16 protein-coding genes are annotated in these 12,941 nt (G+C 52.1%); 2 read left to right on the forward strand and 14 right to left on the reverse strand.

The annotated features are described in order from the left end of the window. The first annotated feature begins 8 nt into the window (after window positions 1–8). Window positions 9–1,559 carry a polyamine aminopropyltransferase gene (locus RJ38_RS09175; RefSeq protein WP_039018545.1) on the forward strand — a complete coding sequence of 517 codons (1,551 nt, stop codon included), beginning with the start codon at window positions 9–11 and terminating at the stop codon, window positions 1,557–1,559. A gap of 3 nt (window positions 1,560–1,562) precedes the next feature. Here the strand turns inward: RJ38_RS09175 and RJ38_RS09180 are convergent, their stop codons facing one another. From RJ38_RS09180 to RJ38_RS09220, 9 genes are read right to left on the reverse strand one after another with little or no spacing between them, the layout of a single operon-like run. Continuing rightward, window positions 1,563–2,084 (reverse strand): flagellar basal body-associated FliL family protein, encoded by a 522-nt coding sequence (locus RJ38_RS09180; RefSeq protein ID WP_156121815.1) that lies wholly within the window; start codon window positions 2,082–2,084, stop codon window positions 1,563–1,565. Between the two features lie 14 nt (window positions 2,085–2,098). Further along, the gene (gene flgH, locus RJ38_RS09185) at window positions 2,099–2,827 is read right to left on the reverse strand and encodes a flagellar basal body L-ring protein FlgH (RefSeq protein ID WP_039018547.1); all 729 of its coding nucleotides are present in this window, start codon (window positions 2,825–2,827) and stop codon (window positions 2,099–2,101) included. A gap of 12 nt (window positions 2,828–2,839) precedes the next feature. After that, a complete protein-coding gene (gene flgA, locus RJ38_RS09190; RefSeq protein ID WP_039018548.1) occupies window positions 2,840–3,265 on the reverse strand; it encodes a flagellar basal body P-ring formation chaperone FlgA in 426 nt (141 codons plus the stop codon). Further along, a complete protein-coding gene (gene flgG / locus RJ38_RS09195) occupies window positions 3,265–4,050 on the reverse strand; it encodes a flagellar basal-body rod protein FlgG (protein ID WP_039018549.1) in 786 nt (261 codons plus the stop codon). The genes flgA and flgG overlap by 1 nt, the downstream gene beginning before the upstream one ends. Before the next feature lie 12 nt (window positions 4,051–4,062). Continuing rightward, entirely contained in the window at window positions 4,063–4,782 is a 720-nt protein-coding gene (locus RJ38_RS09200) for a flagellar hook-basal body complex protein (RefSeq protein WP_039018550.1), read from the reverse strand. A gap of 1 nt (window position 4,783) precedes the next feature. Then, entirely contained in the window at window positions 4,784–5,050 is a 267-nt protein-coding gene (locus RJ38_RS09205; RefSeq protein WP_039018551.1) for a flagellar biosynthetic protein FliQ, read from the reverse strand. A 10-nt stretch (window positions 5,051–5,060) separates the two neighbouring features. Beyond that, window positions 5,061–5,351 carry a flagellar hook-basal body complex protein FliE gene (gene fliE / locus RJ38_RS09210; protein ID WP_039018552.1) on the reverse strand — a complete coding sequence of 97 codons (291 nt, stop codon included), beginning with the start codon at window positions 5,349–5,351 and terminating at the stop codon, window positions 5,061–5,063. Window positions 5,352–5,362: 11 nt separating this feature from the next. Next, a complete protein-coding gene (flgC, locus tag RJ38_RS09215; protein WP_039018553.1) occupies window positions 5,363–5,755 on the reverse strand; it encodes a flagellar basal body rod protein FlgC in 393 nt (130 codons plus the stop codon). 11 nt (window positions 5,756–5,766) lie between these two features. Further along, window positions 5,767–6,153, reverse strand: coding sequence for a FlgB family protein (locus RJ38_RS09220; RefSeq protein ID WP_039018554.1), 387 nt, complete (start codon window positions 6,151–6,153; stop codon window positions 5,767–5,769). A gap of 135 nt (window positions 6,154–6,288) precedes the next feature. Between RJ38_RS09220 and RJ38_RS09225 the strand changes: the two genes are divergently transcribed. Next, window positions 6,289–7,599 carry a FliI/YscN family ATPase gene (locus RJ38_RS09225; RefSeq protein WP_039018875.1) on the forward strand — a complete coding sequence of 437 codons (1,311 nt, stop codon included), beginning with the start codon at window positions 6,289–6,291 and terminating at the stop codon, window positions 7,597–7,599. 15 nt (window positions 7,600–7,614) lie between these two features. Here the strand turns inward: RJ38_RS09225 and RJ38_RS09230 are convergent, their stop codons facing one another. The 5 genes from RJ38_RS09230 to RJ38_RS09250 form a co-directional block, all read right to left on the reverse strand. Next, window positions 7,615–8,427, reverse strand: a complete 813-nt coding sequence (locus tag RJ38_RS09230; protein ID WP_039018555.1) for a DUF1217 domain-containing protein — start codon at window positions 8,425–8,427, stop codon at window positions 7,615–7,617. Next, the gene (gene flbT / locus RJ38_RS09235) at window positions 8,424–8,837 is read right to left on the reverse strand and encodes a flagellar biosynthesis repressor FlbT (protein ID WP_039018556.1); all 414 of its coding nucleotides are present in this window, start codon (window positions 8,835–8,837) and stop codon (window positions 8,424–8,426) included. Before flbT ends, RJ38_RS09230 begins: the two co-directional genes overlap by 4 nt. After that, window positions 8,834–9,214, reverse strand: coding sequence for a flagellar biosynthesis regulator FlaF (flaF, locus tag RJ38_RS09240; RefSeq protein ID WP_039018557.1), 381 nt, complete (start codon window positions 9,212–9,214; stop codon window positions 8,834–8,836). The genes flbT and flaF overlap by 4 nt, the downstream gene beginning before the upstream one ends. A 97-nt stretch (window positions 9,215–9,311) precedes the next feature. After that, window positions 9,312–10,781, reverse strand: a complete 1,470-nt coding sequence (locus tag RJ38_RS09245; protein ID WP_039018558.1) for a flagellin — start codon at window positions 10,779–10,781, stop codon at window positions 9,312–9,314. Between the two features lie 322 nt (window positions 10,782–11,103). Then, window positions 11,104–12,885 carry an SLC13 family permease gene (locus tag RJ38_RS09250; RefSeq protein WP_039018559.1) on the reverse strand — a complete coding sequence of 594 codons (1,782 nt, stop codon included), beginning with the start codon at window positions 12,883–12,885 and terminating at the stop codon, window positions 11,104–11,106. Between the last annotated feature and the right edge of the window lie 56 nt (window positions 12,886–12,941).

Genomic DNA, 12,941 nt, shown 5'->3' on the forward strand with positions numbered 1-12,941 from the left:
CAAAACTTATGTCGCAGTCTGACTCTCCCAATTACAAAGATCTTCCGAAACGTGAAGCGGTTGTTCTTCTTGCCTCGATCTTAATCGTTGCCCTGTGCGGCATCGTTTACGAATTGATCATTGGCACGGTTTCTAGCTATTTGCTGGGCAATTCTGTTTACCAATTCTCTCTGACGATTGGTTTCTTTATGTTTGCTATGGGCGTGGGGTCCTATGTCTCGCGCTTTATTCACGGCAATCTGATCCAAGCCTTCGTTTATGTTGAACTGATCCTCGCATTGGTTGGCGGGCTGTGCAGTATTTCTTTGTTCATGCTGTTCCCCTTTGCGCCGTGGTTATACACCATTGGAATGTTCAGTTTTATTTCGACGATTGGCTTCTTGGTTGGTTTGGAAATTCCGCTGCTAACACGGGTTTTGTCTGAACGATCCACGACCCGAGAATCCATTTCCGATGTTCTGTCGCTTGATTACATCGGGGCATTGATCGGCTCAGTCGCCTTTCCAATCCTGCTGTTGCCTTCGCTTGGTTTGATCACGGCGTCCTTTGCAATTGGTTTGATCAACGCCGCTGTCGCGCTTTTGAATGTGTTTTGGTTGCGCAAATATTTGGATGCGCCACGACGCATGTTGGCCGCAACGATTGGTGCGATCATTTTGCTGTTTGGCCTAACTTTGCTTGCGTCGCGGATTACTGCCTTCGCGCAGGATCACCTGTATTTCGACCAAGTTGTGTGGCGCAGCCAGTCCCCTTATCAATCCTTGGTGGTGACGAACACTTGGAAAACAAGTGACGTGCGTTTGTTTATCGATGGGCATTTGCAGTTCGCCGAAGTCGATGAATATCGGTATCACGAAGCGCTGGTACATCCCGTGATGTCATGGGGTGGGGATACTGCAGAAACTGTTCTTGTATTGGGGGGCGGCGATGGGCTTGCGATCCGCGAAATACTGAAACACCCATCGGTCAAGCGGATCGATCTTGTGGACCTTGATCCAGAAATGACAGGTTTGGGTGAGGAATTTGCCCCTATCGTTAGGCTGAACAATGGCAGCATGCTGTCCCCATTGGTTAATGTTCATAACGAGGACGCGTTTCTATATGTGAAAGAAACAGATCAGACTTATGATCGCATCATTATCGATTTCCCTGATCCTCACAATGAAGCGTTGTCAAAGCTGTATTCGGTTGAATTTTATGCAATGGTTTCTGGGGTTCTCGCCGAGAACGGGACCATTGTTTCGCAAAGCTCGTCGCCGTTTTTTGCGCCACATTCCTATTGGACGGTTGCAGAAACGCTGAAAGAAATTTTCCCAGAGGTGATAAGTTACAATAGAAGCATTCCGTCCTTTGGCATTTGGGGGTTCCATATGGCATCAAATGTGGAAGGCGGACAACTTGGGGAATTGCCTGATGGGTTGCGTTCGCTGACGGCGGAAAGCTTTGCCGCAAATCGGATTTTTACGGCTGATTTGCAGCCAAAGCGTGACCTCAGAGTGAACTCAATTTTCAGCCCATCTATATATGAAGAATACGCGCAAGATCTGAAGAATTTTTGACGCTTACAGATCCTGCCTGATCAGATCTTGGATCAACACATCAATCACGGGCGGGCCCAATTGGCGTCTTGCGGTTTCAAGTAAGGCATTGCGCAGCAGGGTCATCTTATTGCTTTCGGTGAATGCACCATCAAAGCCGCCGATGTTGGCGTGATCAAACATCACTTGCAGGAAAGAATCGCGTAGTTTGGGAAGCTGACGGAAAACCTCTTCCGTGTTGCCGGGTAAAACTTCGACGCTTAAAGACATGACAACCAGCGCCACGATTTTTTCATCTTTCACCACAGAGACGACAAATTGGTTTGCCAGTTTTACAAATTCGCTTGTCTCGGGTGGCTCTTCACCGTCCTCATGCATCTCGTCTGCGGTTCCGTTCGGCATATCAGCCGTCAGGTTTGCATCATCTCCGGGGCCACATGGGTGAACTTCGACAGGTGGCGGGGGGGGCGGGCGCAGGGCGACCCCTGCGCCAACACCAACCCCGATGCCAACCAATGCCAGTAGAATAGGTAAAATCTTTCCCATCACATGCAGTCTCCTTAGAAGGGCAGTACGATATCGGCGATTTGCTGACCAATACGAGGTTGCTGAACGTCTGAGATTTGGCCGCGGCCACCATATGAAATGCGCGCCGATGCGATTTTGTCGTAGGTGATTTCATTTTGGCGCGAGACATCTTCGGGCCGTACATAACCAGATACGAGAAGCTCTCTGAGTTCGAAATTCACGCGAACTTCTTGAGACCCCTGAAGGGCCAACACACCGTTGGGCAAAACGTCGACAACAGTTGCTGCCACGCGCAATTCAAGCTTTTCATTCCGGCTTACCGTGCCGCTGCCTGCTGACGCGCTTGTGGAATTCGTTTGCACGAGTGGATCTACGCCAGCACCGGTCGGGAGGCCTGCCGCGATACGCTGTGGGATGCCCAAAAGCTGAGGGATACCCATGCTTTCATTCCCAGAACGGCTTCGGTTTGTGGCGTTGGATATCTCGGCCTTATCATCAATTTTGATCACAACTGTCAGGATGTCTCCCCGCAAGGACGCACGTCGATCCCCAAGAAGCGATCCACGACTGCGTGTCCAAAGTGACGATCCGTCATTGGGCTGGGGTGCAACCAATGACACGGTCAGACCAGGCGTGATCATTGCGGTTTGTTCGGCCCCGCCTTCCGGTGCGACGAATTCGGGTGCGCGGCCAACGTTTTCAAGCCGAGTACAGGCTGTGACGGTGAAAACAGCAGATAGAAGTAGAAAGATGCGTAACATTTTGTATCCTTGTTAATACTGGATCAGGACAGTGCCATTGGGCATGGCGCGCCCGCTGACAGTTGTGCGAGATGATAAGTTCATGATGCGCACGTATTCGCCGGGGGCAGCGCGATCTAAGGCGCGCCCTTCCGTGGTGATCACCAAGCCGTTGGCATTAAACACCAAAGGCACCACTTGGTTTCGATTGATTACAGCGGCGGGGCCCACATCGCCGGGGCGCACAGGGCGACCTGCGTAAAGTGTGACGCGGGCTTCCAGACCTTGGATGTCGCTGATTTGCGTTAGGCTGCCCAATGTATCGCCCGTGGCTATGACGAAATCCGCAGATGACAGGACGGTTTGACTGCGGATCGTGCGGGCGGCCACTAAAGTGTCTGCCATAACTGGCGTTGCTGTGATGACAAACAAAACGGATGTGAGGGTGAATAACTTCATCAGCGGATCTGCGTCGTCGCGCCGAGCATCTGATCGGCCGCTGTGATGACTTTGGCATTTAATTCATAGCCGCGTTGGGCTTCGATCAATTCTGTGACTTCCCGCACAGCATCCACGGAACTATCTTCCAAATACCCTTGGCGCAAAGTCCCAAGCCCATCGACGCCAGGCGTTCCGACCACGGCTGGGCCAGAAGCAGGTGTTTCCAAAAACAGGTTCGATCCGATGGCTTCCATGCCCTTGGCATTGGTGAAGTTCGCCAAAGTGATCGCGCCAATTTGCTGCGCTTGAACTTGTCCTGTGAAATAGGCGTAAACTTCGCCTTCGGCGTTGATTGAAATGCTGCGGGCGTCATTGGGAATAGTGATGTCCGGGACGACGGGGTATCCATCTGACGTAACGATTTGCCCCTCGCCTGAGCGCTTTAAGCCACCGTCGCGTGTATAGGCTGCGGCACCATTTGGCAGGGTGACCTCAAGGTATCCGTTGCCTTCGATCGCAAGATCAAGGTCGCCACCAGTGGGCGACAGGGAACCCTGTGCCAACTGCACGGAAACAGAGGTCGGCCTGACGCCAAGGCCAAGTTGAACACCGGTTGGAACCACGGTCCCATCTGAGGCGTTGATTGTACCAGCGCGGGTCATTTGCTGATAGTGTAGGTCCGCGAATTCCGCACGGCGCGCGTTATAGCCGGTGGTGTTCATATTCGCGAGGTTGTTGGAAATCGTTTCCACCCGCATCTGTTGGGCGCTCATGCCGGTTGCTGCTATTTTTAGTGCTCGCATAACTGTCCCTCCTTATGATGAACCAAGCGTGCGCATGACACTGCGGATCCGCTCGTCTTCTTTATCCATGAAACCTTGGCCAAGCTCATAGGCGCGTTGAACTTCAATCATGCGCGTGATTTCGGCGACGGGGTCAACGTTTGAACTTTCAATAAACCCTTGCAGAATTGCGCTGCCTTCAACGGGAATAGTTCCGGCGTCTGAAATAAATCTAACGCCGTCTTCGCGTCTCATTTGGTTGGGATCTGCGGGGGAATATAAGCCGATCTGTGCCAATGGCGTGTTGCCCGCCGATAGGGTGCCATCCGCTGCGAGATTGATACTTGGCGCATCCGGAGGCACGAACACTGGCGACCCACCATTGTCTAAAAGGCGATACCCTTCCGGGGTAACCAATTCGCCTTCGGGACTGGGCGTGAAGCTTCCGGCGCGTGTTAAACGTTCGCCTGCCGGGGTTTCGATAAGGAAAAATCCTGCCCCTTCGATGGCGAAATCGAATGTTCCCGCGGTTTGTGTCAATGTGCCTTGCATGAGGGATGTGTTTTTGACGTTTGCTGTCGCCATGGACAGGCTGTCATTTTCACCTTCAAGTCGCTTGACGTGTTCCGCGAATATTAACCCTTCACGGCGGTAACCAGAGGTGGACATATTCGCCAGATTATTCGCGACCGTCTGCATCTCGCGCATAAGCCCGGATTGGCGTGTTAAAGCGGTGTAACCAGCGTTGTCCATCCTACCCTCCCGCGATGATTGGGATGATCTGGACTTGGAAGAAACTTGTCAGTGCACGTGACATAAAGTTCATCGAAAACCAGAAAACAAGGACGATGGCGAGCAGTTTGGGAACAAAAGTTAGGGTCATCTCTTGCACCGAGGTCAGTGCTTGAAACAAGCCGACCACAAGGCCCGTCACCAATGCAACAGTTAGGATCGGCGTCGAGACCGTCACCGCCACCCATAGGCCCTGTCGTAGCACGTCAAAGAACATTGATTCCGTCATGTTGTGCTCCTCAGACAGGCATCCGCAAAATTTCTTGGTAGGCCGACACAACCTTGTCGCGCACAGTGACTGCCGTTTCGACGGCCAGCTCTGTCTGGGCCAGGGCTTGGACAAGCGCGTGTGAATCAGCGCCACCCGTCATGGCAGCTTTGGCGGTGTTTTCGCCCTGCTGTAATGTCTGTGCAAAATCTCCCGCAGCTTTTGCAAAGCCGGCAGCCGCTCCGTCCTCTCCCGTTTTAGGAGAAGTAGCGGGGCGGGTTGCAGCATATTGCTGTGCTGCGATTGTTGATCGGATATCCATTCTGGTCTCCTTTACCGGCGCAGAAGTTGAAGCAGGCTGGACGACATTTGCCGTGCCTGATCAAACATTTTGAGGTTCGCCTCATAGCTGCGCTGCGCTTCGCGCGCGTCTGCGATTTCGACAACCAGATCGACATTTGATCCATCATAATTGCCGTTTCCATCAGCAAGCGGATGAGATGGGTCAAATATCTGTTCCAGCTCGCTTTGATCCAACCGAATTGGACCAGCCTGCACCTTTCCGGTGCCGATCCCCCGTGAAATGACTTCTTCGAAGCTCACTATTTTGCGGTGAAAACCGGGGGTGTCTGCATTCGCTATGTTTTCCGAAACATGACGTAGACGCATAGATTGCGCCTTCATTCCGCTGGCAGATAGGGCAAGGGTATCCGAAAAATCACTCATATCATCGCCTCCTATTGGCCAAGCGTTGTGCGTAAAATTTTGAGAGAAGAGCTGTAGATCGTCAGCGCCATATCGTGCTGGCGTTTGACGTCTGTTGCGTTCAACATTTCATGTTCAAGCGACACTGTGTTGCCATTTGGGCTTTCAGTGCCGGGTGTTGGGTCGATGCGTATCTTTGCAGTGATGGTTTCTTCACCGGGCAGGATATGCCCCGTGCGAGTTGCCGTTAAACCGCCATCTGTTTGGGTTTTATACGTATCAGAAAAAGATGCGACATCACGGGATTGATACCCTGGCGTGTCTGCATTCGCGATGTTCTGGGCGACCGCTGACTGGCGGGTCGCTGCATGTTCGGCCATGGCCTGGGCCATGTTGAAGATTTCTATCTTATTAAGCATCGGGGCTTCTCCCTCGATCGGTTTCAACTAAGCCTTAACCCTGATTCCTTTAGAAATAGTTTCAGAGCACATAGGCGACCAGAAGGGCCCGACATGACGGATGCATTGAATGATCTAAAACCCGGCAGGGTAAATATGAAGGGTTTGCTCGCTGAGTTTTCGACGCTGACCACTTGTCAAGCTATTGGCAGGGTTGAAGAAATACATGCAACTACCCTGACCGTACGTGGACTTTCTGGGGTTGCTGGTCTGGGCGAACAGGTTGCGATCAACACGGAAACAGGTCGGCGCGTAACGGGTGAGATTCTTCAAATGAATCAGTCGACGGTCACGATAATGCCGGATCAGAATTTGGAAGGTGTAGCCATCGGAGACGAAGCAATGTTGCTTGGGCCGAATACAATCGCACCAGATAACAGCTGGATCGGGCATGTGATTGATCCGGCTGGGCAGCCGATTGATGGCTCGTTTTTGATGCGTGGATCAAAGGAGAGATCACTGCGAAATGCGCCGCCAAACGCAACGAAGCGCCGTGCGCTGGGTGCACGTCTAGAGACGGGGATTGCCGTTTTTAATACGCTGTTGCCGCTGGTACGGGGGCAACGATTGGGGTTGTTTTCTGGCTCGGGCGTCGGGAAATCGACGCTGTTGTCAAAATTCGCAAAAGGCACGCAAGCTGATGTTGTTGTCATTGCATTGATCGGCGAGCGTGGGCGCGAAGTCCGGGAATTTGTTGATTCCGTTCTTGGGCCTGAAGGGATGAAGCGATCCGTCGTTATCGCGGCGACATCTGATCAGTCTCCTCTTGTGCGCCGACGCTGTGTGTTGACCGCTATGGGGGTTGCTGAACATTTTCGAGATCAGGGTTTGCATGTATTGTTATTGGCGGATTCAGTTACGCGGTTTGCGGAAGCGCATCGAGAGGTTGCACTTGCGTCGGGTGAACAAGGTTCATTGCGGGGGTTTCCGCCGTCAACCTCTCATATGATTATGTCGTTGTGTGAACGTGCGGGGCCCGGTGAAGGACATGCAGGTGACATCACGGCGATCTTTACAATATTGGTCGCGGGGTCGGATATGGACGAGCCCATTGCAGATATTTTACGCGGGGTTTTAGATGGGCATGTTATATTGGATCGCCAAATTGCTGAACGCGGGAGGTTTCCGGCCGTAGATTTATTGCGATCAGTTTCCAGAAGTTTACCTGAAGCCGCAAGCCAAGAAGAGAACGAAATCATCACCCAAGCGAGACGTTTACTTGGCGCATATGATCGGGCGGAAATGATGATCCAAGCTGGGTTGTATGCGGCTGGGTCTGATCCGGTGATTGACGCATCTATCAAGATATGGCCTGCCCTCGATCAATTTTTATCTGAAGATGAAAGTGAGAATTGTTCAGTCAGTTTTGAACGACTGAAGCAGGCAATTTCTCCTGCCCTTGAGTAGGTGAAATTATGTCGCTTAAAAAAATGAGCGGGGGCCAGCTGATTGCAGCAGCGTCAGGGCCGTTTGGCCGGCAGATGCTTTGGCACTAAAGTTCTGTGCTTCGGAACGTATCAAGAAATTCCGTATTAGTTTTTCTCGTAGGGCAGGATCACTAAATTGTTCAATAGTAGTGGCCCCATAGTCACGCTGGGCTCTGTCTTGGAATACGTTCAGTTGTTTGTCTAAATCCAATGCTGCAAAGTTTGACGACATTCCAAAGGCTGTGTCGAAGACTTGACGCAGGGGGGCATTCCCCATCATCGAAAACCACTTGGCTGTATCCGATATGTTGCGGTTTGCAACTGCATCAAGATCGCGGTCCGCTGCCAGTGCCAATCTCATGTTTGAATCTTGATCTCCCACAGCGATTTCAAACTTCTTATCTAAGAACTTTGAAGTGATTTCGTTTGAGAAATCTGACAGTTGGGTGCGTGGGACGTCGAAATCACCAAAGCCAAAAGCTTTGGTGAACTCTAGGTAGCGCTTATCGGACAGTCGGCTTGCCAAGCTAGTGGGATCTAATGTGCTGCTCTCTAAAATTTGTTGAATGAACGCTTTACTGTTTATGTCTTCTTCGAGCCCAAATGCGCCGAGACTGACTTCAAGCAACTGACGATCGTTGACCAACTGTTCTGCTGTCTTGATGCTCGCAATATTGTCAGAAAAGTTCTTGACCTGACGCGAGACGAGAGATCCTTGTTCAAAGGTAGTTTGTTGTTGTTCGAGCGTGCGAGAAAGAAAGGCCCAACCGGGGTATCCTGAAAACGGGAGCAGAGGTTGAAACGTCATGAGGTGTGGCCGCTCGCGCTGGCAAGTAGCCGCTCTTCGCGTGGTAAAAGAGTTCGAAGTGCCTTCAAAGCTTGATAAAACTGATCTGATACCACTGCATCTGTTGCCGCCGAGAGTTGTCGCCGGCTGTCATCGTCGGTGAAAACTTGACTTAACTGTTCTATCCCGCGAAGCAGCTGCATTCTCGCTTCGTCTTTATCGGTATCGCCTGACAGAACCAGTTGTACAATATAACAGACCCGGCGGGTTGGTGTATTGACCTCTTCAGGGTGAATCGCGTCTCGTAGGCGCAATATGTTTGCGTTTGGGGTGATGATTGACAGTCGACTTCTTCGATCACCATTCTCAATGACGGCACCATTGATCAACACACGCTCGCGCGGGGCAAGTTTTAAGACAAGACCACTCATTTTACGTGATCCTGTGCGCGTAAGCCGCGCATAATGGTGGTGTTGATATCTATAAGTGCAGTGAGCGTTGCATCCCCTTTCAGGACTTTGCTGCTGTGACGTGTCGTAAACTCAGCGAGGCTGAAAATTCGAGCTCTCAAGTCTACGGGCAGTTGGTTGTCTTCGCTGACAACGTCTGATGCGAGGCGTGACCACAGTTGACGATTGTCATGAATAGCGTGTGCGATTTCAGGGATGTGTTGGGGGCTTCGTGCTGCCGCAAACATAAGTTTGCGCGTTACGTCGGCAAAGGCTTCATATTCATTGGCACTTGGCGTGCGAATTGTTGAAGCGTTGGTACCTGAATAGGCCGTTTTGGCCATGTGATATGCGTTCAAGTCATTTCCTTCCAATGACAGCAATATTCAGTTCACGGATTTTACCGTGACAGCGAGTGGTGAGGCCCATGAATGGGCCCCACCGAATTCATGTCGATTAACGGAACAGTGACAGAATTGACTGTGGCGCTTTGTTGGCGATGGACAGAGACTGTACGCCAAGCTGCTGTTGCACTTGGAGCGCTTGCAGCTTGGTTGAAGCTTCTTCCATATTGGCGTCGACCATGGTGCCGATCCCCGCTTTAAGAGAGTCGGTGAGTTTGCCAATGAAGCTGGACTGAGTTTCAATTCGGCCTTGCGAAGAACCCAGTGCTGCTGCTGCATCAATTGAATTGGTGATCAGAATTTCAACGCTTGCTAGTGCTGCGTCGGCCCCTTGAGCTGTGGAAACGTCAATGTTGTCCAGTCCAAAGAGACCACCGGATGCTTCCCCGCCCGCGGCACCTACAGCAGCAAGCGAAACATCAGCTCCAGTTGTGTCAACCTTCAAGATGGCTTCACCGGAGTCCCCAATACTGACCTGGGTCGAGACACCAGTCACACCACCTGCATCAATTGCTGTCTTCAGGCCATTGGCAACGTCTTGGAAGTTTTCGTTTTTGCCGGCGACATAGGTGAAGACGTCAGAGCCTAGTGTTACCCTGTATCCGTCACCTTCGTTCACATTTGCAGAAGCAGAGAATGTGACGGCTTCAGCGCGTTCGGCGACTTCAGTAGCAGAAGCTGTAATTCCGGTGCCGGCTGAGGTTGCTGAAAGGGTGGTGTCTTCGAATGCCCGGGTGGATGTTAGAGTTACGACTGCGCCTGATGCGCCTGCTGACACGCCTTCTAGGCCGAGCGCGTTAATTGCTGCAGAGATAGCGGTTGCAGCGGCGTCTTGGTCACCTGTTAGACCAGTTACGGCGAGTGCGGTGCCACCGACATCAATATTAAAAGTATCACCACTTACGTCGCCAGCACTCGCCACTGTAAGTGTGGCTGTATTACCTGTTGCAGAAACCGTACCGGAACTTGCAGTGGCGTTGGCATTCAGACTGGTACCGGTCCCGTAAGAACCGGCGGCGGTGGACAAATCTTGACGCTCAACCGTGATGTTGCTGGCGTTTACGATGCCATTACTTTGCCGGTCTAGGGACGACAAAATGTTCACATCATCGGTACCCTTTAGGAGATTCAGCCCATTGAACTGCGCTGCGCCAACGATCGAATTGATTTGCCCCGTCAGTGCTTTGATATCCGTTTGGATTTTAGCTCGATCAACGTTTTCTTCTTGGGCGGCTACAACCTTGCCTTTAATTTCTGTCAGCAAATTGGTAACAGTTTCAGTTGCGGAGCGCGCAACAGTGATTGTGCTTTCGCCTAGGGCAAGACTGTCTGAAATTGCGTTAAAACCTGCCACGTCTGACTCCATCGTTTTGGAGATCGCCCAGATCGCAGCGTTATCCTTTGCGGATTCAATTGACTTCCCGGTAGAGATTTCCGATTGCGTTTTAACGAGATTATCGTTGATTGAGTTCAGTGTTTGTAGCGCAACCATGGCGCTGGTGTTTGTTAGAATACTTGACATAATGCTGTTCCTTACTCCATCGGTGCTTTTGCACCCAACCATATAACCCGCCTTGTGTGACGGCATTGATGTCGTTTTGACCTAACCTGGGCACGCCACAGATCATCCCTTCTGGGGTAAGTGCAAACTGGAGGGGAAGTGCTAAGACATTCCTAAGTTGGGAGATTGAACCGCGGGAACTTACGAAGGATTTTATTCAATTCTTTGGCGCTGCACGACCGGGACGACGTAGCAACCTACGTGATCCGTCGGCCACGTTGGGCGCAGGGGGCGCCATGAATAAGCGCACCCCATTTACCAAAAGATGTGTGTTTTCGGGAAACTAGAGTGGCCAGAAGAATAAGATCGAAGGGATCGATACCGCGACGATCAAGATCTCAAGGGGCAAGCCCATGCGCCAGTAATCTCCGAAACCATACCCGCCGGGCCCGAGGATCAAGGTATTGTTCTTGTGGCCGATTGGCGTGAGGAATGCACAAGACGCCGCTACTGCCACCGCCATTAAAAACGGGTCGGGGTTTACGCCAAGGCTGTGCGCCATTTGGATGCCGACAGGGGCGGCTACGATGGTGGTTGCTGTGTTGTTCAGCACATCTGATAGGGTCATTGTGACGATCATCAAGACGGTCAAGACGACCCAAGGTGCGTATCCAGCAGTTAAACTGGTCAGACTTCCTGCGATCAACTCAGTCCCGCCAGACGCTTCCAACGCTGCGCCCAATGGGATCATGGAACCCAATAAAACCACCACGGGCCATTCAATGTGATCGTATAGCTCTTGCACGGATAGGATCTTGGTCAGGACATATCCCACAACGACACAGCCCAAGGCGACGGGCAGGTAAATGAGGCCCAGACTTGCGGCGAGAACGGCTGCGCCAAACAAGCCAATCGCCAACCATGTTTTGCTGTTCTCGGTGACCTGCAATCCGCGATCTGCCAAGGGCAGGCAACCCAACCATTCCGCAACATCGCTGGAATGCCCAACTGGCGTGAGCAGAAGTAAGATATCCCCTGCGCGGACTTCAGTTTTGCGCAGGTGATGGGTGATTTTTTTGCCTTCGCGCGAAATGCCAAGCAAGACTGTGCGTTGGCGCCAACCTAGGCCGATTGTCTGTGCAGTTTTACCGTCAATACGACTTCCGGCGGGAACGACCACTTCGATTGTGGACAGGCCCGCGCCATCAGCACGCAGGGCTTCTTGGCGTTTGGTCTCTGCGAAATCGAGGTTCAAAGTTGCGCGAAATTCGTCCAGTGCATCTGGAGTTGCTTCGAGGACGAGGGCATCAGCCGCTTTAAGTTGCGTGTTGCGCTGTGTGCCGTAGCGACGTGATCCACCCCGTACGAGCCCGAGAACCGCCACATCACTTTTGTCAGCAGCCTCATAGAGATCAGACAAACGCTTTCCGATCAGTTTTGAGGCATCCGGTATGGTAAGTTCCGCGATGTATTGCGCGATGTCCGCCATTGGGTCGCCTGCGGCCCCCTTATCGGCTCCCTGAGGGATCATGCGCCAACCAACAAGGGCCACAAAGGCCAGACCCGCAATGGCAGCGACACCACCAACAGGCGCGAAATCAAACATTTTGAATGGCTCACCTAGGCTTTCGCCTCGGATGGAAGCGATGATGATATTGGGCGGGGTGCCGATCATAGTGACCATACCACCAAGGATTGTCGCAAAGGATAATGGCATCAGTGACAGACCAGGGCCGCGCCCCGCTTTGCGCGCAGTTTGAATGTCGACAGGCATCAAGAGCGCGAGGGCAGCAACATTATTCATAAAGGCGGATAATATCCCACCGACGGTTCCCATTATGGTGATATGGGCCCCAAGGCTGCGGGTGCTATCGACCAAGGTGCGGGTGATCAAGAACACAGCACCAGATCGGACAAGCCCGGCTGAAACCACCAATACAAGGGCCACCACGATGGTTGCAGGATGCCCAAAGCCATCAAATGCGTGCTTGGTGTCGACGACACCTAGGACAACGCCAGCCATAAGGGCGGTGAAGGCAACCAGATCATACCGGAACTTCCCCCATAAAAGGCCAGCAAAAACAAAGCCAAACAGCGAAAACAAAATAATCTGGTCGGTGGTCACGTGAAATTCCTTTTCCCCTACAGAAGCGGATCGCGCACCTGATTGCAATCACTTGA

This window comes from Halocynthiibacter namhaensis, from assembly GCF_000812685.1.
Taxonomy (GTDB): domain Bacteria; phylum Pseudomonadota; class Alphaproteobacteria; order Rhodobacterales; family Rhodobacteraceae; genus Halocynthiibacter; species Halocynthiibacter namhaensis.

Bases quoted from the DNA above. Each gene is read 5' to 3' on its own strand.
- RJ38_RS09175 (WP_039018545.1), top strand. From the start codon at position 9: ATGTCGCAGTCTGACTCTCCCAATTACAAAGATCTTCCGAAACGTGAA.
- RJ38_RS09180 (WP_156121815.1), bottom strand. From the start codon at position 2,084: ATGGGAAAGATTTTACCTATTCTACTGGCATTGGTTGGCATCGGGGTT.
- flgH (WP_039018547.1), bottom strand. From the start codon at position 2,827: ATGTTACGCATCTTTCTACTTCTATCTGCTGTTTTCACCGTCACAGCC.
- flgA (WP_039018548.1), bottom strand. From the start codon at position 3,265: ATGAAGTTATTCACCCTCACATCCGTTTTGTTTGTCATCACAGCAACG.
- flgG (WP_039018549.1), bottom strand. From the start codon at position 4,050: ATGCGAGCACTAAAAATAGCAGCAACCGGCATGAGCGCCCAACAGATG.
- RJ38_RS09200 (WP_039018550.1), bottom strand. From the start codon at position 4,782: ATGGACAACGCTGGTTACACCGCTTTAACACGCCAATCCGGGCTTATG.
- RJ38_RS09205 (WP_039018551.1), bottom strand. From the start codon at position 5,050: ATGACGGAATCAATGTTCTTTGACGTGCTACGACAGGGCCTATGGGTG.
- fliE (WP_039018552.1), bottom strand. From the start codon at position 5,351: ATGGATATCCGATCAACAATCGCAGCACAGCAATATGCTGCAACCCGC.
- flgC (WP_039018553.1), bottom strand. From the start codon at position 5,755: ATGAGTGATTTTTCGGATACCCTTGCCCTATCTGCCAGCGGAATGAAG.
- RJ38_RS09220 (WP_039018554.1), bottom strand. From the start codon at position 6,153: ATGCTTAATAAGATAGAAATCTTCAACATGGCCCAGGCCATGGCCGAA.
- RJ38_RS09225 (WP_039018875.1), top strand. From the start codon at position 6,289: ATGAAGGGTTTGCTCGCTGAGTTTTCGACGCTGACCACTTGTCAAGCT.
- RJ38_RS09230 (WP_039018555.1), bottom strand. From the start codon at position 8,427: ATGACGTTTCAACCTCTGCTCCCGTTTTCAGGATACCCCGGTTGGGCC.
- flbT (WP_039018556.1), bottom strand. From the start codon at position 8,837: ATGAGTGGTCTTGTCTTAAAACTTGCCCCGCGCGAGCGTGTGTTGATC.
- RJ38_RS09245 (WP_039018558.1), bottom strand. From the start codon at position 10,781: ATGTCAAGTATTCTAACAAACACCAGCGCCATGGTTGCGCTACAAACA.